We start from the raw sequence: 22,071 nt of genomic DNA on the forward strand, positions 1-22,071 counted from the left end.
ATGATTATTCATCAGAAACATTTTAGCTTAAAAGAAAAAAGAAGAGGTTTTCATTTAATGACAAGTGAAGTTATCAATGCAATACCTCAAATTTCTGAAATTAAAATGGGGATGTTGCAGCTATTTATTCAACATACTTCTGCATCATTAACTATCAATGAAAACGCAGATGCAACAGTTAGACAAGATTTTGAAATGTTCTTTAATAAAACCGTAAAAGAAAACGATCCTGAATATAAACATGATTATGAAGGTTCTGATGATATGCCAGCTCATTTAAAAGCGGCAATCTTGGGTTCTTCGGTTACTATTCCCATTACAAATGGGCGGTTAGCTTTTGGCACTTGGCAAGGTATTTATTTATGCGAACATCGAAATCATGGCGGCAACCGTCAGTTTATAGCAACAGCTTGGGGAGTTTAAAATCTGAGATTTTCTTTCTAAATTTTGTTTTTTGTTATTAAGCTAAAAATGTGAAATTTGCAGCTTCATAAACTCAAACGTTTGGATTTTTATATCAATTACGCTCTATTTTTTCTGCTTCAAATCTGCCTTATTACTCAGCTATATTATTTGCTGGTTATCCAAAGAAAATTTTCTGTTTTTAAATCTAAAACATCAAACTTAAATAAAGTTTCTTATCCTGTTTCTGTAATTATCTGTGCGAGAAATGAAGCTGTAAACCTCCAAAAATATTTACCTTTTATTTTAGAGCAAAACCATCCAAATTTTGAAGTTGTAGTAGTAAATGATTGCTCTTATGATAATAGTGAAGATGTTTTAAAAGTTTTTACTGAAAAATATAAACATCTTAAAATAGTTAAAATAGAAGAACATCCTCGTTTTAAAACAGCTAAAAAGTTTGCTGCAACTTTGGGTATAAAAGCAGCTTTAAATGAAATTATTTTATTTACCGATGCAGATTGCAAACCAGAATCTGAAAATTGGATCATTGAAATGACTGCTCATTACCAAAACGAAAAAACAGAAATTGTCTTAGGATATTCGCCTTACTTTAAGCATAAAGGTTTACTAAATGGTTTAATCAGGTATGAAACTTTCCAAACGGCGTTAAATTATTTTTCTTATGCCCTTAACGGGATGCCATATATGGGGGTTGGTAGAAATTTATCTTATAAAAAGTCACTGTTTTTTAAAAATAAAGGTTTTGCATCGCACATGCATATCCCTTCCGGTGATGATGATTTGTTTGTAAATGAAAATTCAAATCCATCTAATACCGTTATTGAGGTTTCAAAAGAAAGCCAAGTTTGGAGCGAGCCTAAATTGACTTGGGGCAGTTATTGGAAACAGAAAACGCGACATTTGGGAGCTGGTAAGGCTTATAAAGCTCAAGATAAAAAAAATCTGACTTTCCAAACTGGATCTGCAATAGGATTTTATTTATTTTTAGTTTTGTGCTTGATTTTCAAAATCGAATTATTGGTTGTTGCAATTGTATTTTTTATCCGATTTTTTGCCCAAATTTTTGTTTATTATAAAGCATTAAAAAAATTGAGGAATAAAGATTTAATTTGGTGGTTTATAATATTAGATCCTTTTTATTATATTTATTTAACTTCTATAAATATTACAGGAGTTTTTAGAAAAAAGACAGTATGGAAGTAAATCCTAATTTTTCTGATAACGCAAAGAACGATTTCTCTTTAGTTGAGCGGGCAAAACTTGGTGAGCAAAAAGCTTACGCCGAATTAATGCAGCGTTATAAGGATTCCATATTTTTTATGGTATTAAAAATGGTAAATAATAAGGATGATGCCATGGATATTACCGTAACCACTTTTGCTAAAGCTTTTGAAAATCTAGAAAAATATCGTCCTGAGTTTGCTTTTAGTACGTGGTTGTTTAGGATAGCCACTAACGGAAGTATAGATTTTATCAGAAAAAAGAAGTTGGCTACAACTTCTATTGATGGACTTGGTGGAGATGGAAATGAAGATAGGGTTTTTGAAATTAAAAGTGATGTTTTAAATCCCGAAGAAACTTCCATTAAAAAGCAACAGACTGAGCAATTGAAAGAAATAATTGACAAACTTCCACCAAGATATAAGACATTAATTATACTCAGATATTTTGATGAATTATCTTATGAAGAAATAGCAGAGCAATTAAGTTTGCCTTTAGGAACTGTTAAAGCACAACTATTTAGAGGTAGAGATTTATTATCCAACGTTTTAAGTAAAAGGTTGAAAAGCGAAACAAGTGACTTCTAGTATTATTCAAAAATATTTTCCAAATCTAACCGATTATCAAATAAAGCAGTTTGACCAACTTTATGGGCTTTATCAAAATTGGAATTCCCAAATTAACGTAATTAGTAGAAAGGATATAGATTTACTTTATGAAAGGCATATCCTACATTCTTTAGGTATTGCTAAAGTTTGTAAGTTTTTACCAAGTCAATCTGTTTTAGATGTAGGTACGGGTGGAGGATTTCCTGGTATTCCATTAGCTATTTTATTTCCTGAAACTAAATTTTTATTGGTAGATTCTATCGGTAAAAAAATAAAGGTGGTGAATGAAGTTTCATCTGCAATTGGTTTAAAAAACTTAAAAGCTATCCATAGCAGGGCAGAGCAAGTAGATGAAAAATTTGATTTCATTGTTTCTAGAGCAGTTACGCAGCTAAAAGATTTTTATCCTTGGATAAGAGGTAAGTTTGAAAAGCATAGCGAATCAGATTTGAAAAATGGCGTTTTGTATCTTAAAGGAGGTGATTTACAACAAGAATTAAATGAATCTCAAATGAAAAACATTAAACTTTTTCCTTTGACAGACTACTTTGAAGAAGAATTTTTTGAGACCAAGTATGTGGTTTATTTCCCTGCACAATAAATTTATTTACTTCTATTATGCTCCATGAAATTGCACTGACGTTTGTTAAAGGAATTGGAGATATCACAACAAAAACGCTCGTAAGTTATTGCGGAAGTGCAGAAGAAGTATTTTCTTCATCTAAAAAAGCTTTAGAAAAAATTCCTGGCATAGGTTCTAAAACTGCGGAATCTATTGTAAACCATACGGCTTTTGCGAGGGCAGAAGAGGAGCTCAAATTTATTGAAAAGTATAAAATCCAAAGTTTTTTTTATCTCGATAAGCAATATCCTAAACGTTTAAAGCATTGCTTTGATGCACCTACAATGCTGTATTTTAAAGGCAAAGCTGATTTAAATAACCAAAAGATTGTGGCAGTTGTTGGTACCAGAAATGCAACAAATTACGGTCGGTTTTTTTGTGATAAATTAATTGAAGGATTAAAACATCATGGATTAATAGTGGCAAGTGGCCTCGCTTATGGAATTGATATAGCTGCACATAAAGCAGCTCTTAATTTAGGAATAGCTACAGTTGGTGTTTTAGGACATGGTTTAGATAGACTTTATCCAGCTTTGCATCGCCCTGTGGCAGAAAAAATGTTAGCAAATGGGGGTTTATTAACTGAATTTCCGTCGCAAACAAATCCTGATAGACAAAACTTTCCAAAAAGAAATCGAATAATTGCAGGAATGGCAGATGCGGTTATAGTTGTTGAAGCTACTAGAAATGGGGGTGCTTTGATTACTGCAGAAATTGCTAATTCTTATAATAGAGATGTTTTTGCTGTTCCTGGTAGGGTAGATGATGAATTTTCTGATGGCTGCAATTTTTTAATAAAAACAAATAGGGCACATTTATTAACTAAATCTGAAGATTTAGAATATATAATGGGCTGGTTAGACGGTTTGTTGATAAAGAAAAGAATAGAACCAGAATTACTTTTAAATTTAAGTGCAGAAGATAAATTGATAGTGGATACGATTAAAAAACATGAAAGCATTGCTATCGATGATCTTCAACTAAAGTTAAATATGACGCAAAGTAAATTGGCAATGGCTTTATTAAATCTAGAAATGCAGTCCGTAATTATTTCGTTGCCTGGAAAAGTTTATCGATTAAACTAATCCTCCGTAATGTTTTTAGGATATTCATAAAGAACCACTTTTCCAGTTCCTTTACTTACCATTTTCCAATCATCAAAAGGAAAAGAAATTAATACCATACCGCTAGTAGGTATGTTAAATATGTCGGCATCAGTCAAATAAACCGTTAAATCAGTTACTCCATTATTATGTCCAAACATAGCGACTTTTTCAAAATCGTTATCAATAGTATTAATTACTTTTAATAGTTGCTGATGGCTAGCTTCGTAAATATTAGAATTTGTTTCAATTTTTGATTTATCAATTCCTAGCTGTTTACAAACAAGTTTACATGTACTAATTGCCCTTAGAGCGGTACTAGAAATCACTAAATCTGGATGAAAGGAATTTTTTAAAAGCTTATCGCCAATGATGGGAGCATCTTTCAAACCTCTGACATTTAAAGGACGGTTAAAATCTGATAATGAAGCATCGTTCCAATCGGATTTTGCGTGTCGTACTATTAGCAGCTGTTTACTCATGGGCAATAAAATCGATAATTAAATCTTCATTAATATCTTTCATACATTTAAAATGACCTTTTGGGCAAGCTGATAATCCAAATTTGGAGCAAGGTCTACATGAAAGTGTAACCCCAGCTTCATAATGCTTCATAACTTGATAAGGCTGAACTCCTAATAATTCAGGGATGGTACTTCCCCAAATTGTTGTCAGTTTTTTATTAAATGCTTCAGAGATGTGTGTTAAACCAGTGTCAAAACCTATAACTTGTGCGGCATTTTTTACCACTGTTACAGATTCATTTAAACTGATTTGTCCGACTAAATTAATAATTTTATTTGGTAATGCTTCAGAAATAACTGCTGCGTTGGTTTTAACGTCTTCACCTCCTAACAAAATCACAGGTAATTCTATCCTTTTACATAAAGAAATAACCTTTTCATTGGGCATTCTTTTGGTAAAGTGAGTAGCACCAATTATAAAAGCGATATAGGGCTTTGCATAATAATCAGGAATAATTTCAGGAAGAGAAGGTGTGTTTTCTGGTAAAAAATAATTTATAGGTTTTCCATCATTAATAACTCCTAGAAATTCAACTGCTTTTAAATAACGATCAACCAAATGATCTGGTTTAATCAGATTAATCCGAGCTTTTAATGCCAACCACTTTTTAAATCTCTCTTTTTTGTAGGTAGAAGATTTAATACCTAATTGTATCTTAACCAAAGTAGACCTTAAACTATTATGAAGATCAATAACATAATCAAAACGCTCTGCTTTAAGCTCTTTTATGGTATCTCTTAATTTTGGTTTTAATAAATGAAGCTGAGTTATGTATGGATTATAATCTAATAAAAACTTAAAATTTGACTTTGTTAAATAATGAATCTCTGCATTTGGCAACTGTTGTTTTAAACATCTAATAATAGGAGAGGTGTAAATAATATCTCCCATAGAGCTGAATCTGATCACTAAGATTTTGATTTTTTTTGCGTTCAAAATCTAGAATTTTTTAGCGTTAAATAACAATTCTATTTCTTGCAGAGTAGAAGCGTTTAGACAATCATTTTTAGTTAAGCCGCCTTTTCGAGCAACATTAATTCCATATTGCATATCTAATAAGCCTTCTGTACGGTGTGCATCAGGATTTATGGATAATAAAACTCCTTTTTGTATGGCATATCTGTGCCAACGCCAATCTAAATCTAACCTTAAAGGATTAGCGTTAATCTCTATTACTACTTTGTTTGCGGCACAAGCATCAATTATTTTTTCAAAATCTAAAGGGTAGCCACTTCTACTTAATAATAACCTTCCGGTAGGATGACCTAATATGGTTGTGTATGGATTCTCAATTGCTTTAATTAATCTATTTGTTGCTTTTTCTACATCCATTTTCATTGCAGAATGTACAGAAGCTACCACGAAATCAAAGCGTTTTAAAATTTCTTCTGGATAATCTAAACTTCCATCAGATAGAATATCAGACTCAATTCCTTTAAATATTTTAAAAGGTGCAAGTTTTTTATTTAAATGATCAATTTCTTCTTGCTGCTGCAAAACTCTTTCAATGCTTAATCCTTTGGCATAAACAGCTGTTTTAGAGTGATCGCAAATACCAAAATATTCTAAATTCATCTCGTCACGGCAATACAAAGCCATTTCTTCAACAGTATGCACACCATCGCTCCAAGTGCTATGATTATGTAATGTGCCCTTTAAATCTTCGTTAATTATTAGGATTGGTAAATGATGTTTGAATGCTAAATCAACTTCGTTATAGCCTTCCCTTAATTCTGGAAGTATATAATCCATACCCGCAGATTGGTATAATTCTACTTCATTATCAAATAATAGATTTGATTTTAAATGATTTTTAACCAATGATATATGAGCTTCAGAACCAGTTGTATTAAAAAGTGCATTTCCTTTTTCTTCTTGTTTGCAAGTAATTATATGAATCTTCAATCCATTATTATCATGAAAAATTATCTCATTTTTTTCTAGTTTAGGTTCAATCAAATCCAAAACTTTAGGTAATTGATTTAATAAAATATCACCATCATTAGAAACGATGAGGAAAGAAAGCACATCAATAATCTCACATTTTCTTCTAAATTCTCCTGTGATAATTACCTCAACTGCTGAATCTGTTTTTCTAAATTCTTGCAGGAAATCGTTTTGGTATTTATGCGCAAATGCTTCTATTTTAGCATATAAAAACCTTCCCATGTTAGCCATCTTAAACTCGATGGCTAGTTTAATTTCTTCTTGTGTTTTTAAACCAAAACCTTTTGCTTCAATTAACCTATTTTCATTACAGGCATAATAAAGTTCACCTACTGTTTCAATCTCTAAAACATTCCATATAATCTCGATTTTTTTAGGACCAAGACCTTTAATGGTCATCATTTCTAAAATACCTTCTGGAGTTTGAGCAATTAAGGTATTTAATTCTTCTATTTCTCCTTTCTGCAAAAGTTCGGTGATTTTAGCAGCAGAGCTTTTTCCAATTCCATCAATTTTCTCTAATTCGTCTGGATTTTTATCTTTTAATTTAAAAGGTAGTTTATCAATCTTAAAAGAAGTATTTGCAATGGATTTTATTTTAAAAGGATTTTCTTGATGAAGCTCCATTAATTGTGATAACAGCTTAAAAGCTTTGGATATGTCTTTGTTTTCCATTGGGTGCAATTTAAAAAGAATTATAAATAAAAAGCTCACTAGAAATTCTAGTGAGCTTTTTATTTATTTCAAAGAAGTGGAAACTAGTTTATTTCCATATAAAAAGGCATTCTCGCTTGTAAACCTTTCATATTGGCAACTTCCTTAATTTTTTGATAATAAGGATAGCTAACACCAAGTTCTTGTTTAACCATATAAGTTTTAATTTTGTCTCCAGAATTATCTAATAATCCAAAAAAGCCTTGTTTAATTTCCGGATAGTTTACCAATTTGTAATCATCCAACTTAGCTTTCTTAGCAGCCGATTTAATAGCATCTTCTAAATGCCCAATTCTATCAACTAATTTAATTTTAATAGCTTGTTCGCCTGTCCAAACTCTACCTTGCCCAATACTATCTACAAAAGTTTGTGAAATTTTTCGTCCTTCTGACACTCTTTTGGTAAAATCTGCATAAGTTCTATTAACCTCTTTTTGTAAAATCATTTTTTCTGGTGTGCTTAAAGGTCTTGTTACATCTCCTAAATCTGCAAACTGACCAGTTTTAACTCCATCAAAAGTTACACCTAATTTATCATTTAAAAAACCCTTCATATTTGGGATAATCGCAAAAACACCAATAGAACCTGTTATTGTATTTGGCTCTGCAAAAATAGAATCTGCAGCACAAGAAATATAATAACCTCCAGAAGCAGCGTAATCTCCCATAGAAACAATAAGAGGCTTCACTTTCTTAGTTAATAAAACTTCCCTCCAAATCACATCAGACGCTAAAGAACTGCCTCCTGGACTATTAACTCTAAGAACTACAGCTTTTACTTTTTCGTCTAACCTTGCTTTTCTTAAAGCTTTAGAAATTCCTTCAGAACCAATTGAGTTTTCATCACCCTCGCCACTGTTAATTTCTCCGTTGGCATAAATTATTGCAATCTTATCCTTTGCAGATGATGATGATTTGATCGATTTTGCATAATCAGAAATTCCAACTGTTTTAAGATTATCTTTTTTATCGATACCAGTTTTAGATTTTAATTCTTCCAAAACTTCATCCTTATATTTTAATGCGTCAATCAATTTTAATTTTACCGCATCTTCAGGAGATCGTGATAATAAATTATTAGCAATAGAAATGACTGAATCCTGAGGAATTTTTCTGCTCTTAGCAATTTCGGAAGTAAAATGACCATAAAGTGAGCCCAATAATGATGTTGTTTGTAATCGATTGGCATCGCTCATTTTATCCAAAATAAATGGCTCTACTGCACTTTTAAAAGTTCCAACTTTTATGATTTGTGCCTCAATACCCAACTTATCTAATGCACCTTTATAAAAAGTAATTTCAGAACTAAAACCTTTCAATTCTAAAACACCTTGAGGGTTTAAATAAACTTTGTCTGCTACTGAAGCTAAATAATAAGCTCCCTGAGTATAAACCTCGCTATAAGCATAAATAAATTTCTTAGATTTTTTAAAATCAATTAGTGCGTCCCTAATTTCTTCAATTGAAGCAAAACCCGTCATCAGATAACTTACATCTAAGTAAATTCCTTTAATGTTATCATCATCTTTTGCGTTTTTAATGCTTTTTAAAATATCATTTAAACCAATTGATTTATCGCCTTTAAAAGGTCCAATATCCAAATTATCTAAAGGAGTAGAAGCACTTCTTTCTATAATTGGAATATTTAAGTTTAAATGTAAGATGGTATTATCCTTAACTTCAATGGTTTCATCAGAGCTGGAAACAACCGCTGTAACCCCAGCAATTAAAATTACGAATAACAAAAACGTGGCAATGATTACACCAACCATTGAGGCAAAAACAAACTTAAAGAATTGTTTCATTAGAGATTTTTTGTTTTAAAATACTATTTTGCAAATATAAATTTTAGATGCGCATTAAAAGCAATTGTTACAACATTTATGTGTAAGGTTTACCTACTTTTAGGAGGTAATCTAGATAATAGGGAAAACAATATCTCCCTAGCTTTAAACCATTTGGAAAAAGAGATTGGAAATATAATACAAAAATCTTCAATTTTTGAGACTAAAGCATGGGGTTTACATGAACAACCAGATTTTTTGAACATTGCAGTAATAATTAACACCAATCTAGAGCCATTAGAACTGTTAAAGAAAACACAAAAGATAGAGAATTTATTAGGTAGAAGGAGGGAAGAAAAATGGGGAGCAAGAACTATGGATATTGATATATTATTTTATGATGATAGAATTATCCATACAAAAGAATTAACATTACCTCATCCTTTAATTGCTGAAAGAATGTTTGTTTTAATACCTTTAAATGAGATTTCACCAAATTTAATGCATCCTGTTTTATACCAGACTATTAACCAACTTTTAATTAATTGTTTAGACCATTTACCTGTTAATAAATATCTTAAAAGTAACATTTATTAAAATTTAATGAGAGAAAAAGATGTAACAATAGATTTATCATACTTGCAAGATTTAGCAAGTGATAACAAAGATTTTATGGTCGAAATGATAGATGTTTTTCTATTACAGACCCCAAATTATCTGGCAGTTTTAGAAGAGGGTGTGGTATCTAAAAATTTTAAAACAATTGCAGATGCTTCCCATAAAATAAAGCCAACCTTAACTTTTATGGGGGTTGCTTCCGCTAAAGAAACCATAACAGAAATGGAAAGTTGGGCTAGGAAAGAAGAAAATTATGAAGGAATTTTAAATGATTTTAACTCATTAAAGGAAGTATTTAAAACCATTTACGTTAAACTAGAAGAAAAAAAATCAGAATTTTTAGCTAATGATTAAAGCTCTTTAATATCAAAAATGTAACTTTCCATAATCACATTTGCCAAAAGCTTCTTGCATGCTGTTTCTACTTTTTCTGTAGCAATTTCTTTGTTTTCAGCCTCAATCTCTAAAGTAATGTGTCGGCCAATGCGCACATTGCTTATTTCTGATAGATCAAGATTTTTCATGCTCCCTGTAACAGCTTTTCCTTGAGGATCCAAAATTTCTTTTAATGGCATTACATCTATAGCGGCTGAGAATTTTTTCATGATGAGGTTTTAAAATGTATTTGTGAAAAAAGTATGTATAATATTAATATTATCGGAATTGCTGCGAATTTAAGAAAAGCCAATAAAATTAGGGCTAAAATTATGAAAATGAACTTGTATTTATTTAATGCCCAGCTTAAACCACTCATTTTCATGGAGAATAGTTTAATCTCGCTTATTAGCAAATAACTAGTTATTAAAATTATAGCGATTAGAAAATAGGTGTTTCCAATAATTGGAATATCAATAATTAACCATGGGAAAGAGATAATGAAAAAAGTATTCATTGGGGTATTTAAACCTATAAAATCTTCTGTTTGGCGGGTATCGATGTTAAATTTTGCTAAACGCAGAGAAGAAAAAATGGTAATTAAAAATCCAGCATAAGCTAAAGTTCCTGCACCACTCATTAACAAAAGTTGATACATGATTACACCAGGCAAAAAACCGAAGCTAATCACATCTGCCAAAGAATCTAGTTCTTTTCCAATATCAGATTTTACATGGAGCAATCTTGCTGCAAATCCATCAAAAAAATCAAATATGCCACTGATTAAAACAAAATAGGCAACCGTTTTAAGGTCGCCATTAAATGCGTAAACAATACCAATGCAACCAGAAAAAAGGTTGCCACATGTTAATGCGTTTGGAATGTGTTTTTTTATCATGTTTTGGATAAAAGATAAAGAACAAGGATGAAAGAAAAAATGATCTTAATCCATTGTTCTTTGTTCCTTATTTTTTGTTCCAGTTTTAGCTATTCATCGAAACTAAAAATTCTTCGTTAGATTTTGTACCTCTAACTTGGGTCAATAAGAATTCCATAGCTTCTTGAGGGTTCATATCTGCTAAATGATTTCTTAAAATCCAAAGTCTTTGTAAAGTTTCTTTATCTAATAATAAATCATCTCTTCTAGTGCTTGAAGCTGTTAGATCAATAGCAGGGAATATACGTTTGTTAGATAATTTTCTATCTAATTGTAGTTCCATATTACCAGTACCTTTAAATTCTTCAAAGATAACTTCATCCATTTTAGAACCAGTTTCCGTTAAAGCAGTAGCTAAAATGGTTAGTGAACCACCATCTTCAATGTTACGGGCAGCTCCAAAAAATCTTTTTGGTTTGTGTAATGCATTTGCATCTACACCACCTGATAAAATCTTTCCAGAAGCAGGTGCCACAGTATTGTACGCTCTTGCTAAACGAGTAATAGAATCTAAAAGAATAACTACATCATGGCCACATTCTACCATTCTTTTAGCTTTCTCTAAAACGATATTTGCGATTTTAACATGTCTTTCAGCAGGTTCATCAAAAGTAGAAGAAACTACTTCAGCCCTTACACTTCTTGCCATGTCAGTAACCTCTTCCGGACGCTCATCAATCAATAAAATAATTAGATAAACTTCTGGATGGTTAGCAGCAATTGCATTAGCAACTTCTTTCAGTAAATTGGTTTTACCTGTTTTTGGCTGCGCCACAATTAAACCACGTTGTCCTTTTCCAATTGGAGTAAATAAATCCATAATCCTAGTAGAATAATCACTAGGTTTCATAAATAAATTTAACCTTTCAGTTGGGAAAAGAGGTGTTAAATAATCGAAGGGAACACGGTCTCTTACTTCTGCAGGTACTCTTCCGTTTATAGATTCTACCCTTACCAATGGGAAATATTTCTCACCTTCTTTTGGAGGTCTAATACTTCCTCTAACAGTATCTCCTGTTTTTAATCCAAATAATTTAATTTGTGATTGAGAAACGTAAATATCATCAGGAGAGGTTAAGTAATTATAATCAGAAGATCTTAAGAAGCCATAACCATCGGGCATAATTTCTAAAACACCTTCATTGATGATCACATTATCAAAATCAAATGCCGAATCTGAATTTCTTTGTTTAGAATGTTTTTCCGGACGAATAGATTTAGGCTCGCTTCTTTGATCTTGTTCTGAAGTTGCCTCATTATTAGACGCTTCTACAGACTGTGTAACTGGTGCCACCCTATTTCTAGCTGGCACTTCTTCTTTTGTTGGATTATCAAATAAAGAAACTTCTTCTGCTGGGCTAGTAGATTTTCTTTCTACGGGCTCTGCTTTAGAAATTACAGTTCTAATTCTTTTTTTAATTTTTTCTTCTTTAGGTTCATCATCTGCCTCAAGATTTTCGCCAGATGTTCTAGCTGCAGTAATTAAATCCTGCTGTTCGCCAATTTTTGTAACCAAATCGGCTTTGCGCAAAATGTCGGTATCTTCTACACCAAAACTTTTTGCAATTTCACGAAGCTCAGAAACAAGCTTGTCGTTCAATTCGTTTTTATTAAACATTAATATGAATTATTGTCAAGGGATTAAAGTATGATTTATCGATTTTGACCAGGTGCTACATTTAAAATCTTAGAGCGAATTTATTTGTTTGACTTAATCCGTAGAAAAAGGATAAATTGAGATTACGATGCAATAATATGTAAATATTTGTAATTTCTAAAATTTTGTTAACTTTTTTTTAATCCCTCTAAAATTATCACATTTGATAAAATCCAAAACTATACAATGAATCGTCAACAGCTTATTGAGCAAATAAAAATTAAAAAATCATTTTTAAGCATTGGTTTGGATACCGATATCCATAAAATTCCTAAACATTTGTTAGATTTTGATGATCCTGTGTTTGAATTTAACAAACAAATTATTGACGCTACAAAAAATATTTGTGTTTCATATAAAATTAATACCGCATTTTATGAATGTAGAGGAATTGCTGGTTGGCAATCATTGATCAAAACCTTTAATTATTTACCAAAAGATATTTTTTCTATTGCTGACGCTAAACGTGGAGATATTGGCAATACTTCTGCAATGTATGCAGATGCTTTTTTTAACAAAGAAAGTTCTAATTTAGATTTTGATGCCGTTACAGTTGCTCCATACATGGGAGCGGATTCTGTAAAACCATTTTTAAGCTATAAAGGGAAATGGACTATTTTATTAGCATTAACCTCTAACGAAAGTGCTCAAGATTTTCAGTTTTTAGAAACTGCGGGTAAACAACTTTTTGAAACTGTATTGACCAAATCACAAGAATGGGCAAATGAGGAGAATATGATGTACGTAGTAGGTGCAACAAAGGGTAAGGCTTTCGCCGATATTAGAAAACTGGCTCCAAATCATTTTTTACTGGTTCCCGGAGTTGGTGCGCAAGGTGGATCTTTAGCGGATGTTTGTAAATATGGTATAACGAAAGAGTGCGGATTAATTGTTAATTCTTCCAGGGCAATTATATATGCCTCTAACGGCTATGATTTTGCCGAGGCAGCTAAAATAGAAGCAGAAAAGGTCCAACTTGAGATGGAAAATGAATTGAAAATAATCGGTTTATAAACCGAAAAATAAACCGCCAAAAACAAACCCGATTTCTTCTTGGAAACCGGGTTTGCTTTTACTTTTTAGAACCACTTGTTTTTTTAGCAGTTTCTGTTTTTTCCGATTTGGTAGATTTCGGGTCTTTTGATTCTTTTGGAGCTTTGCTCTTAGAATCGCTCTTTGTTGTTGCCATAGTTTTCTTGTTTTTAATAGATAAATGATATCAAATGAATATTAAAAACAATGCCAAATCATTAAGTATTTTGATGATAATTTTAAAATAATTTCCCCAAATTTTCTATTAAATGTTAAGTTAACAAAAACAGTACTGGAGTTAAATTAATTGATATTGGGATTAAAACATATATCAATTTGATAAAATATTTAATGAACAGCTTTATACAAAAAAAGGTGCAAACAAGGAAGTATCATCTAGAATGGATATTTTGTGCGGGATTGTTTTTAAAATCTATTTCTTGTTGTTTTTGAATTATATAAGCTCATTTGGTAAATTTGATATATATCTAAATAAAAAACATGAAAGACTGGATAGAAATAAACGGCACCACCATTTTAGGAATTTGTGTAAGCGTTGCTATTATTTACGTGGTGATAATTGTATTGACGAGGATTTTTGGTAAACGGAGTTTTTCTAAAATGTCGAGCTTTGATTTTGCGATGACAGTTGCTGTAGGTTCAATAATTGCAACAATCATTCTTTCTCCAAAACCAAGTTTATTACAAGGAATTGTTGGGTTATTAATGGTGTATGCCTTACAGCTAATAGCGGCATATTTTAGACGTTTTAAGTTTTTCGAAAAATTGATTGATAATTCTCCTCTTTTATTAATGGATGGAGAAAAAATATTAGAGGAAAATCTTTTAAAAGCAAGAGTAACAGAAACAGATTTAAGGAGTAAGCTTAGAGAAGCAAACGTTATTAAATTATCGCAAATAAAAGCTGTAGTGTTTGAAACTACTGGAGACATCAGTGTTTTACATCATGCCAATGATGATGAAATTGATAGCTGGATTATGAAAGACGTGTTAAAACGATAAATTATCTGCTTTATCTAATTCGGAAATTAAGTGCTAGAAACATCTAAATCACTCAAACATATTTAGACTAAATCTCAGTTTTCTCAACAACCACAGCAGTTCCATAAGCCAATACTTCAGTTAAGCCATTCATTACTTCGTTTGCATCATAACGCATATTTATAATGGCGTTTGCTCCCATTTCTTGTCCATGTAAAATTAAAAGTTGAAGAGCTTCCTCTCTGGCCTTTTCACAAAGCTCTGTAAAAATCGCACTTCTACCACCAAAAATAGTCATAAAACCACCTGCCATATTACCTAAAACGCTTCTAGAACGAACCGTTATGCCTCTAACTAAACCTAATTGTTTGGTGATTTTGTAACCTTCTAGGCTAGTTGCAGTTGTTATTAAGATATGTTGGTTCATGATTTAAGTTTTTTGAATTAGTAATTTAAGATTTTTTGAATCATAAATAATATTATTTTAAGATTTTTTGTGTAAAAGCTCAAGCCTTAATAGCCCATCTCAATTTTGCAGACCTTGCCCTTGGGTTGCTATTAATTTCTTCGGCTGTTGCCTTAATAATATCTTGAGCTATCTCACTATAAATGCCTCCATTATAAAATGCTTTAAATATCTTTTTTACCCTACGGTCTTCGCCGGAATGAAATGAAAGTATGGCAACCTTTCCGCCAGGTGCTAAAGCATCAGGAAGTTTTTCTAAAAACTTTTCTAATACGCCAAATTCATTATTTACCTCAATTCTTAAAGCCTGGAAACATCTTTGACAAGTTTTTTTAATTTCTTCGACTTTATTTGATGGTGCAAGAAAGCTTAAACTTTCTTTAATAATCTCTTTTAAATGAGTTGTGGTTTCAATTTTTTCGCCTCTTTTAATAGCTTGTATAATTGATGTTGAAATCTGCTCAGCGTACGGCTCATCAGAATTATCAATAAATATTTCTTCCAGCTTTTCCTGTGGAATGGTTTTTAACAAAACTGCTGCAGATTTTCCGCTACTTGGATTCAGCCTTAAATCCAAAGGTCCATCAATTTTAAAAGAAAAACCTCTGTCCGGATTATCAATTTGCATAGAGGAAACCCCTAAATCTGCCAATACAAAATTTAAAGGTCCAGATTCATAAGCAATTAAATCTATGTTAGAAAAATTCATTTTCTTAATGGTCAAAACTTCCGGACCGTAACCAAGAGCTGCTAATCTGTCTCTCGTTTTTGGTAGCTCAAACGGGTCAACATCTGTGGCATATAAATGTCCGTTTGGCATCAAAAGTTTTAACATTTCTAAACTATGTCCGCCATAACCTAAAGTAGCATCCATTCCAACTTGCCCGGGTTGTATATTCAAAATTTCCAAAATCTCGTTTACACAGATTGAACGGTGCATACCAGCCGGAGTACGACCTTGTTGCATTACTTTCTCCACATCTTCAGCAAAATTTTCAGGATTTAATTCCTTATATTTTTCTTTAAAAGATTTAGGATGTGTGCCTTTATAACGAACACGTCGAGAACTTTTTGGTGTTTGATCATCCATGATGGATGTAAAAATAAGGAAATGTAATAAAGTGAAGTGTTAATTTGAATGTTTTTTTGATTTAAGAAAAGTTTATAAAATATCCATTTAGATAGTTCTAAATATGAAAAGTCAGCTATTCAAATCCTATTATAAGGCAATTTTTGTTTACTTTGCCGAAAAACATTCGATTATTACCCTTTTATATATGATAGAGACAAATTTATATTATCCGCTTTGGAAAAGATACCTACCAGTTTTTGCTATTCAACTCAAAAAGGCGCTATCAGAAGAACAAGAGATCAACTTCACAAAATCTGATTTTCATAGTTTGGGCAACAGAAACAAATCTGATTATGGTTTTAGTTTAGAGTTAGAAAATGGAAAAGCAAAAAATAATATTTCCGGATCTGCAGTGGCAAGAGATTTATATGAAGTGCTGCTTAATGATGCTAAAATAAAAGAATTACTACAGGGAAAACATTATAAGATCAGTATGGGAAAAGCATACATTCTTAAAATTGTAGCAATAGTCAAACCTGAAGCAGAATAAGCATAAATACCTTATCACTTTTTATCTAACAGCAAAAAGTAAAAAAACAGGACAATCTTTGAAAGAACTGCTAAATATAAAATGTGCCATGGCAAGAAATAGCTTATTTTTTCTGATATAATTCAAGAACTTCTTTAAGGTGTGCTTTTAATATAGGTAGTTGCGTATTAGCAAATGATTTAACTTCTTCGTCATTTCCAGTAGTTATTTTTTCATAAATAGCTATTTTAGCTTGATGATCGTCCATAGAAAGTTTAAGATATTTACGCTCAATATCCTCATTATGATCAGATAAAGTAGAAGTTGTAGAAGATTTTGAAAGTGAGATGTTTCTTGAAGATGCAAATTTTTGTAAATTATTGTTTGCTAGTGTATAATCAACTATCATTTTATTAGCATAGTTCAGTATTAAAGCATTTTTAGTCTTTTTCTGTATTTCTTTTGCAATTTCTATTTCTGCTAAGCCCGATTGATAAGCTTGTAATAAAAACTTATCAGTACTCATGATTTGGTTCCTCCAAGCTTCTGCCAGACTTTGATTAGCAATATTTTCGACCGGAGTTGAATTATCTGGCATTATCTTCTCTTCGCTTACTATAGCTGCTGAGCCCATTCCTAAAGAACTTTGTGGCAAGTTTCTGTTAACAGGAGGTGGAACAGAACGGTTAATGCCCGATTTGTTAAATGTAATACCGGTAGAGTCTTTAGCTGATGCACTATTTTGTGAAACTCTACCACTTGAGCATGAATAACAAGCTAGAACTAATAAAGTAAAATAGGTAAGATAAATATTTTTCATAATAATTGCTTTTTTGATCTAGCAAAATCAGTATCATATTAATTTATATGAAGACGCTGGAACATTGGTTTCTTAAATAAAGAATAGCAATTATTTATCCAAAAATCATGAATAAGGGTTTCTTAATTAGTTTATTTAGCTAAATAAAAATCACAGGTTCCTCTTTGAGAAAACCTGTTAGAACAAAAATTATGATTTAATTAGACTGATTTACTTACATTTCATCGGCACTTGGTCCATAAGAACCAGGAATTGGGATGTCTAATAACCTCAAAAATACGCCTAACTGTGCTCTATGATGAATTAATTGAGACATGCAATGTCTGATTGCCTCATACTTGGAGAAATCCATAATCAATTGACCATGATATTTCATTACCCAACGTTTGTTTAAATAGGTATCATCATCAGTTTCGCTTAATGATTTTAAAGAATCCTCGCTGAAAGCTTTGGCAATATTTGCAAAACCTGCACCATCAGTTGCCTTTGGAGTTTCCCAAGGTTGTAAACCAAAATCTACTTCTTCAACATCAATACAGAATTTGAACCAACCATGTATTTCGGCAATATGCCCTGCAAGTTTTCCTAACGACATGCTTTTTGGGTGAGGTTGCCAATCTAATTTATCAGCGGGTACTATTGCCAACATTTTAGATGAAGTAGCTATTTCTTCTTTTAATTCTTTAATGATAATTGCTGCTAACATGATTTTTGGTTTAAGAAAGTTTGTAATTCTAATAATAGATAACCAAATATATTTGATTTTAAGGAAAACTGAAACTCATTTAAAAGAATTTTAACATTTAAGTTTGTGGGAATTAACATGCGCTTTACTAGCCTATCTAACAACAGTGTTTAATATTTCGAGCGTCAATGACGAAAGGAAGCATCTCACAAATAGGTTATGCGAATTGCAAATCCTTTTTACTTAAAGTTCGACATGCGCTTTGCTAACATGTCAAACAGCTGGGTTAATAAAATTTATATTTACTGTTAAAAGTGAACAATGTGTTTGAATCGTAAAATGCTACTGAAACATCTCCAAATAACCCTGAAATTCTAGATATTTCACTTTTAACCTCTAAACTATTTTTATCTTCTAAATAAATCGAGACTACTAAATTCTCGGGCTTTGATTTACTCCCGTGGTCTGTGTCCTCACAGACATTTTATATTACCATTTATTTCAGTCTGTGAAGACACAGACCAAGGTGATGAGGAAATTTCCCAAACCCAACAAACCCAAATTAAAAACCACTAACCCTCATTCCTAAACTGGATTGCAGCGGATACCAGCCTCATGAATAATGCCTGAGCCACGCCGGTGGTCGGGCAAGTAATATGAGCAAAAAGCCAGACTGCATTAACTTACTGGCACAACAACACCTTTTCTAAAAAAAAAGCAGGTTCCTCTGTGAGAGAACCAGCTTGGACTAATAAACTGGATTGCAGTGGATACCGGCCTGGTGGCTAAGGCCTCAAGCAGTATGAGCAAAAAGCCAGACTGAATAATGTTACTTGCATAACAGCACCTTTTCTAAAAAAAATAGATTCCTCTGTGAAAGAACCTGATTAGACTAAATCAGAAAATCAGGTTTTTGCAATTAACAATCAGATTGTCCCATCTTCCATAAAAAAAACACCACTTCTAGTCTTGCAACGACTGACAATCTTTTTACCTAACCCATCTGGAAATCAAACATAAAAACTGTACTTTTGCCCTCGATAAAAAATAATATATGAGTTTAAATATTTTTAAACAGTCGATTGATTTAGGCGATGGCCGTATCATTGAGATCGAAACTGGAAAATTGGCGAAACAAGCTGATGGATCGGTAGTAGTGAAACAAGGAAATACGATGCTATTAGCCACTGTTGTTAGTAACAAAGATGCAAAAGAGGGTGTCGACTTCCTTCCATTATCCGTTGATTACCAGGAGAAATATGCGGCAGCTGGTCGTATCCCTGGAGGTTTCTTAAGAAGAGAAGCCAGATTATCTGACTACGAAGTTTTAATTTCAAGAATTGTGGACAGAGCTTTACGTCCATTATTCCCAGAAGATTATCACTCTGATACACAGGTAATGATTTCATTAATTTCTTCTGACCAAGACATTATGCCTGATGCATTGGCAGGTTTAGCGGCTTCGGCGGCTTTAGCTGTTTCTGATATTCCATTTAACGGACCAATATCTGAAGTGCGTGTGGCAAAGATTGATGGTAAGTTAGTGATTAACCCATTACGTTCTGAATTAGAAAGAGCTTCTTTAGAATTTATTGTTGCAGGTTCTGCAAAGGACATTAACATGGTTGAAGGTGAAGCGAATGAAATTGCGGAATCTGAGTTAGTGGAAGCAATTCAATTTGCTCATGAAGCCATTAAAAAACAAGTTGCTGCACAAGTGGAATTAGGCCGTTTAGTTGGTAAAACTGTAAAGAGAACCTACAGCCATGAAAGTAGTGACGAAGATTTAAAGAAAGCAATGTATGCATTTGCATATGATAAAGTTTATGCGATAGCAAAATCAAATTCTCCTAAGAATGACCGTGGCGATGCTTTCGGTGCTATTTTGATGGAATTTATTGGGAATTTAGGTGAAGGCGTAACTGCAACTACTGGCTTTTTAGCTAAAAAATATTTCCATGATGTACAATATGATGCAGTTAGAGCATTATTATTGAATGAAGGAATCAGATTAGATGGAAGAAAAACAACTGAAATTCGCCCAATCTGGAGTGAAGTAGGTTATTTACCTTCTGCTCATGGTTCTGCAATTTTCACTCGTGGCGAAACGCAATCCTTAACTACAGTTACATTGGGTGCAAAATCTGATGAGCAAATGATTGATGGTGCTTTTGTTAATGGTTACAACAAATTTTTATTGCATTATAATTTTCCTGCTTTTTCAACTGGTGAGGCTCGCCCAAACCGTGGTGTTGGACGTAGAGAAGTTGGACATGGTAATTTAGCCATGAGAGCAATTAAAAAAGTGTTACCTGCTGATGCAGAAAATCCTTATACTATCCGTATCGTTTCTGATATTTTAGAATCTAATGGTTCTTCATCAATGGCTACCGTTTGTGCGGGTACATTGGCTTTGATGGATGCAGGTATTAAATTGAAAGCTCCGGTTTCTGGTATTGCAATGGGTTTAATCTCTGATGAGGAAACAGGTAAATATGCTATCCTTTCTGATATTTTAGGTGATGAAGATCACTTAGGAGATATGGATTTTAAAGTTACTGGTACTAAAAATGGTATCACTGCTTGCCAAATGGATTTAAAAGTGAATGGTTTAAGTTACGAGGTTTTAGCGAAAGCTTTAGACCAAGCAAAGGATGGCCGTTTACATATTTTAGGCGAGATTGATAAAACCATGAGTGCACCGAGAGAAGATTTTAAACCTCATGCTCCACGTATTGTTTCTATGGTGATTGATAAAGAATTTATTGGTGCAATTATAGGTCCCGGGGGTAAAATTATCCAGGAAATGCAACGTGAAACTGGCGCAACTATCTCTGTAGAAGAGAAGGATAATAAAGGACACATCCAGATTTTTGCTGATAATAAGGATGCTATCGATCAGGCAACAACTCGTATCAAAAACATAGTGGCTAAACCAGAAGTTGGCGAAACTTACGAAGGTAAAGTGAAGTCGATTATGCCGTTTGGTGCTTTTGTAGAGATTATGCCAGGTAAAGATGGTTTGTTACACATTTCTGAAATTGATTGGAAACGTTACGAATCTATGGACGGTATTTTCCAAGTTGGCGACGAAGTAAAAGTTAAATTGTTAGAAGTTGATAAGCAAGGTAAATTTAAGCTTTCTAGAAAAGCATTATTGCCTCGCCCTCCAAGAGAAGAAGCTCCAAAAGCTGATGCTTAATTCGGTTTAGACTTACGAAGTTTTTGAAACTTCGTAAGTCTGAATTTTAAATATAAATCCCCAATTTCTGATAAAGAGATTGGGGATTTTTTTATACTTTGTCATTGCGAGTGATAGCGAAGCAATCTGTATATTTAATGAGGGGAATCAAGTTAAAACACAATCTAGCAATAACACATAAATAAATTGTCATAACCTGCCAAAATAATCAAATTTTTTCATTTCGAATGATAACGAAGCGATCTGTTTGCTAAATGAGAAAAGCTTAGTTAAGACAAAATAATTATTCTTCACAACAAACAAACAGATTGCCACAGCCTTCCACTTCACAATCCCAATTCTTCAGGCTTCGCAATGACACCTTACTCATTAATTTATATTTATATTTATATAAAGTTGATATTAATACCAATCTATACTTAAATCTGACCATTGGGAATTTTCTAAATTTATTAAAGCCTCTTTTTTAGCTCTAGAACCACCTTTAAGTTGTTTTTCTCTTGCAATACCATCATAAGGGGTATTAAATTCTTCATAATAGATTAATTTATTACAATTATATTTTGTGGTGAACTTAGAGCCTTTATCAAATTTATGTTCCCAGATTCTTCTTTTTAAATCATTTGTAAATCCTGTATATATAACAGTATTGTTTTTGTTTGTTAAGAGATATACATAATAAGATTTCATAATTTATATATCATTGTCATTGAGAGTGATAGCAAA

Annotated in this window: 23 protein-coding genes; 11 read left to right on the forward strand and 12 right to left on the reverse strand. The window is 32.3% G+C overall.

The window, feature by feature from the left end; all coding sequences use genetic code 11:
- The 5 genes from A5893_RS03685 to dprA all read left to right on the forward strand — a co-directional run bounded on the left by A5893_RS03685 (window position 1) and on the right by dprA (window position 3,962).
- Window positions 1–423: a secondary thiamine-phosphate synthase enzyme YjbQ gene (locus tag A5893_RS03685; RefSeq protein WP_068821179.1), complete on the forward strand. Its 423-nt coding sequence runs from the start codon at window positions 1–3 to the stop codon at window positions 421–423.
- A gap of 150 nt (window positions 424–573) precedes the next feature.
- Complete coding sequence (locus A5893_RS03690; protein ID WP_317040575.1) at window positions 574–1,629, forward strand: glycosyltransferase; 1,056 nt, start codon at window positions 574–576, stop codon at window positions 1,627–1,629.
- Entirely contained in the window at window positions 1,620–2,234 is a 615-nt protein-coding gene (locus A5893_RS03695) for an RNA polymerase sigma factor (protein WP_068821181.1), read from the forward strand. The genes A5893_RS03690 and A5893_RS03695 overlap by 10 nt, the downstream gene beginning before the upstream one ends.
- Window positions 2,224–2,856, forward strand: coding sequence for a 16S rRNA (guanine(527)-N(7))-methyltransferase RsmG (gene rsmG, locus A5893_RS03700; protein ID WP_068821182.1), 633 nt, complete (start codon window positions 2,224–2,226; stop codon window positions 2,854–2,856). Before A5893_RS03695 ends, rsmG begins: the two co-directional genes overlap by 11 nt.
- Before the next feature lie 17 nt (window positions 2,857–2,873).
- Window positions 2,874–3,962: a DNA-processing protein DprA gene (gene dprA / locus A5893_RS03705; protein ID WP_068821183.1), complete on the forward strand. Its 1,089-nt coding sequence runs from the start codon at window positions 2,874–2,876 to the stop codon at window positions 3,960–3,962.
- On the opposite strand, the gene A5893_RS03710 is transcribed toward dprA, so the two are convergent.
- The 4 genes from A5893_RS03710 to sppA all read right to left on the reverse strand — a co-directional run bounded on the left by A5893_RS03710 (window position 3,959) and on the right by sppA (window position 8,971).
- Window positions 3,959–4,462 carry a SixA phosphatase family protein gene (locus tag A5893_RS03710; protein WP_068821184.1) on the reverse strand — a complete coding sequence of 168 codons (504 nt, stop codon included), beginning with the start codon at window positions 4,460–4,462 and terminating at the stop codon, window positions 3,959–3,961. The genes dprA and A5893_RS03710 overlap by 4 nt on opposite strands.
- Complete coding sequence (locus A5893_RS03715) at window positions 4,455–5,414, reverse strand: glycosyltransferase family 9 protein (protein ID WP_232456791.1); 960 nt, start codon at window positions 5,412–5,414, stop codon at window positions 4,455–4,457. Before A5893_RS03715 ends, A5893_RS03710 begins: the two co-directional genes overlap by 8 nt.
- Window positions 5,415–5,444: 30 nt before the next feature.
- Window positions 5,445–7,127, reverse strand: coding sequence for a DNA polymerase/3'-5' exonuclease PolX (locus A5893_RS03720; RefSeq protein ID WP_068821185.1), 1,683 nt, complete (start codon window positions 7,125–7,127; stop codon window positions 5,445–5,447).
- A gap of 83 nt (window positions 7,128–7,210) precedes the next feature.
- Window positions 7,211–8,971, reverse strand: a complete 1,761-nt coding sequence (gene sppA, locus A5893_RS03725; protein WP_068821186.1) for a signal peptide peptidase SppA — start codon at window positions 8,969–8,971, stop codon at window positions 7,211–7,213.
- Window positions 8,972–9,049: 78 nt separating this feature from the next.
- Here sppA and folK point away from each other — a divergent pair, with 78 nt between their 5' ends.
- Together folK and A5893_RS03735 are read left to right on the forward strand one after the other, a co-directional pair.
- Window positions 9,050–9,547, forward strand: a complete 498-nt coding sequence (gene folK / locus A5893_RS03730; protein WP_068821187.1) for a 2-amino-4-hydroxy-6-hydroxymethyldihydropteridine diphosphokinase — start codon at window positions 9,050–9,052, stop codon at window positions 9,545–9,547.
- A gap of 6 nt (window positions 9,548–9,553) precedes the next feature.
- Window positions 9,554–9,922: an Hpt domain-containing protein gene (locus A5893_RS03735; RefSeq protein ID WP_068821188.1), complete on the forward strand. Its 369-nt coding sequence runs from the start codon at window positions 9,554–9,556 to the stop codon at window positions 9,920–9,922.
- Here A5893_RS03735 and purS read toward each other — a convergent pair.
- The 3 genes from purS to rho all read right to left on the reverse strand — a co-directional run bounded on the left by purS (window position 9,919) and on the right by rho (window position 12,498).
- Window positions 9,919–10,173 carry a phosphoribosylformylglycinamidine synthase subunit PurS gene (gene purS, locus A5893_RS03740; RefSeq protein ID WP_068821189.1) on the reverse strand — a complete coding sequence of 85 codons (255 nt, stop codon included), beginning with the start codon at window positions 10,171–10,173 and terminating at the stop codon, window positions 9,919–9,921. The genes A5893_RS03735 and purS overlap by 4 nt on opposite strands.
- Window positions 10,170–10,841, reverse strand: a complete 672-nt coding sequence (pssA, locus tag A5893_RS03745; RefSeq protein WP_068821190.1) for a CDP-diacylglycerol--serine O-phosphatidyltransferase — start codon at window positions 10,839–10,841, stop codon at window positions 10,170–10,172. The genes purS and pssA overlap by 4 nt, the downstream gene beginning before the upstream one ends.
- An 85-nt stretch (window positions 10,842–10,926) precedes the next feature.
- Complete coding sequence (gene rho, locus A5893_RS03750) at window positions 10,927–12,498, reverse strand: transcription termination factor Rho (RefSeq protein ID WP_068821191.1); 1,572 nt, start codon at window positions 12,496–12,498, stop codon at window positions 10,927–10,929.
- Between the two features lie 225 nt (window positions 12,499–12,723).
- On the opposite strand from rho, the gene pyrF reads away from it, so the two are divergent.
- Complete coding sequence (gene pyrF / locus A5893_RS03755; RefSeq protein ID WP_068821192.1) at window positions 12,724–13,551, forward strand: orotidine-5'-phosphate decarboxylase; 828 nt, start codon at window positions 12,724–12,726, stop codon at window positions 13,549–13,551.
- Between the two features lie 519 nt (window positions 13,552–14,070).
- Window positions 14,071–14,592 carry a DUF421 domain-containing protein gene (locus tag A5893_RS03760; protein WP_068821193.1) on the forward strand — a complete coding sequence of 174 codons (522 nt, stop codon included), beginning with the start codon at window positions 14,071–14,073 and terminating at the stop codon, window positions 14,590–14,592.
- Window positions 14,593–14,659: 67 nt separating this feature from the next.
- Here A5893_RS03760 and A5893_RS03765 read toward each other — a convergent pair whose 3' ends face one another.
- Window positions 14,660–14,998: a YbjQ family protein gene (locus A5893_RS03765; protein WP_068821194.1), complete on the reverse strand. Its 339-nt coding sequence runs from the start codon at window positions 14,996–14,998 to the stop codon at window positions 14,660–14,662.
- Window positions 14,999–15,077: 79 nt separating this feature from the next.
- The gene (gene rsmH, locus A5893_RS03770) at window positions 15,078–16,127 is read right to left on the reverse strand and encodes a 16S rRNA (cytosine(1402)-N(4))-methyltransferase RsmH (RefSeq protein ID WP_068821195.1); all 1,050 of its coding nucleotides are present in this window, start codon (window positions 16,125–16,127) and stop codon (window positions 15,078–15,080) included.
- Between the two features lie 187 nt (window positions 16,128–16,314).
- On the opposite strand from rsmH, the gene A5893_RS03775 reads away from it, so the two are divergent.
- Window positions 16,315–16,659, forward strand: a complete 345-nt coding sequence (locus A5893_RS03775; protein WP_082911330.1) for a hypothetical protein — start codon at window positions 16,315–16,317, stop codon at window positions 16,657–16,659.
- 103 nt (window positions 16,660–16,762) lie between these two features.
- Here the strand turns inward: A5893_RS03775 and A5893_RS03780 are convergent, their stop codons facing one another.
- Entirely contained in the window at window positions 16,763–17,458 is a 696-nt protein-coding gene (locus A5893_RS03780) for a DUF4142 domain-containing protein (RefSeq protein WP_068821196.1), read from the reverse strand.
- Window positions 17,459–17,672: 214 nt separating this feature from the next.
- Entirely contained in the window at window positions 17,673–18,164 is a 492-nt protein-coding gene (locus A5893_RS03785) for a DinB family protein (protein ID WP_068821197.1), read from the reverse strand.
- A 1,033-nt stretch (window positions 18,165–19,197) separates the two neighbouring features.
- Between A5893_RS03785 and A5893_RS03790 the strand changes: the two genes are divergently transcribed.
- Window positions 19,198–21,345, forward strand: coding sequence for a polyribonucleotide nucleotidyltransferase (locus A5893_RS03790; RefSeq protein ID WP_068821198.1), 2,148 nt, complete (start codon window positions 19,198–19,200; stop codon window positions 21,343–21,345).
- A 402-nt stretch (window positions 21,346–21,747) separates the two neighbouring features.
- Here A5893_RS03790 and A5893_RS03795 read toward each other — a convergent pair whose 3' ends face one another.
- On the reverse strand, window positions 21,748–22,035 hold the full coding sequence (locus tag A5893_RS03795) for a GIY-YIG nuclease family protein (RefSeq protein ID WP_068821199.1): 288 nt from the start codon (window positions 22,033–22,035) through the stop codon (window positions 21,748–21,750).
- Window positions 22,036–22,071 lie beyond the last annotated feature (36 nt).

This window comes from Pedobacter psychrophilus, from assembly GCF_001652725.1.
In the GTDB taxonomy this organism is placed as follows: Bacteria; Bacteroidota; Bacteroidia; order Sphingobacteriales; family Sphingobacteriaceae; genus Pseudopedobacter; species Pseudopedobacter psychrophilus.

Bases quoted from the DNA above. Each gene is read 5' to 3' on its own strand.
- A5893_RS03685 (WP_068821179.1), top strand. From the start codon at position 1: ATGATTATTCATCAGAAACATTTTAGCTTAAAAGAAAAAAGAAGAGGT.
- A5893_RS03695 (WP_068821181.1), top strand. From the start codon at position 1,620: ATGGAAGTAAATCCTAATTTTTCTGATAACGCAAAGAACGATTTCTCT.
- dprA (WP_068821183.1), top strand. From the start codon at position 2,874: ATGCTCCATGAAATTGCACTGACGTTTGTTAAAGGAATTGGAGATATC.
- A5893_RS03710 (WP_068821184.1), bottom strand. From the start codon at position 4,462: ATGAGTAAACAGCTGCTAATAGTACGACACGCAAAATCCGATTGGAAC.
- A5893_RS03720 (WP_068821185.1), bottom strand. From the start codon at position 7,127: ATGGAAAACAAAGACATATCCAAAGCTTTTAAGCTGTTATCACAATTA.
- sppA (WP_068821186.1), bottom strand. From the start codon at position 8,971: ATGAAACAATTCTTTAAGTTTGTTTTTGCCTCAATGGTTGGTGTAATC.
- folK (WP_068821187.1), top strand. From the start codon at position 9,050: ATGTGTAAGGTTTACCTACTTTTAGGAGGTAATCTAGATAATAGGGAA.
- A5893_RS03735 (WP_068821188.1), top strand. From the start codon at position 9,554: ATGAGAGAAAAAGATGTAACAATAGATTTATCATACTTGCAAGATTTA.
- purS (WP_068821189.1), bottom strand. From the start codon at position 10,173: ATGAAAAAATTCTCAGCCGCTATAGATGTAATGCCATTAAAAGAAATT.
- pssA (WP_068821190.1), bottom strand. From the start codon at position 10,841: ATGATAAAAAAACACATTCCAAACGCATTAACATGTGGCAACCTTTTT.
- rho (WP_068821191.1), bottom strand. From the start codon at position 12,498: ATGTTTAATAAAAACGAATTGAACGACAAGCTTGTTTCTGAGCTTCGT.
- pyrF (WP_068821192.1), top strand. From the start codon at position 12,724: ATGAATCGTCAACAGCTTATTGAGCAAATAAAAATTAAAAAATCATTT.
- A5893_RS03760 (WP_068821193.1), top strand. From the start codon at position 14,071: ATGAAAGACTGGATAGAAATAAACGGCACCACCATTTTAGGAATTTGT.
- A5893_RS03765 (WP_068821194.1), bottom strand. From the start codon at position 14,998: ATGAACCAACATATCTTAATAACAACTGCAACTAGCCTAGAAGGTTAC.
- rsmH (WP_068821195.1), bottom strand. From the start codon at position 16,127: ATGGATGATCAAACACCAAAAAGTTCTCGACGTGTTCGTTATAAAGGC.
- A5893_RS03775 (WP_082911330.1), top strand. From the start codon at position 16,315: ATGATAGAGACAAATTTATATTATCCGCTTTGGAAAAGATACCTACCA.
- A5893_RS03780 (WP_068821196.1), bottom strand. From the start codon at position 17,458: ATGAAAAATATTTATCTTACCTATTTTACTTTATTAGTTCTAGCTTGT.
- A5893_RS03785 (WP_068821197.1), bottom strand. From the start codon at position 18,164: ATGTTAGCAGCAATTATCATTAAAGAATTAAAAGAAGAAATAGCTACT.
- A5893_RS03790 (WP_068821198.1), top strand. From the start codon at position 19,198: ATGAGTTTAAATATTTTTAAACAGTCGATTGATTTAGGCGATGGCCGT.
- A5893_RS03795 (WP_068821199.1), bottom strand. From the start codon at position 22,035: ATGAAATCTTATTATGTATATCTCTTAACAAACAAAAACAATACTGTT.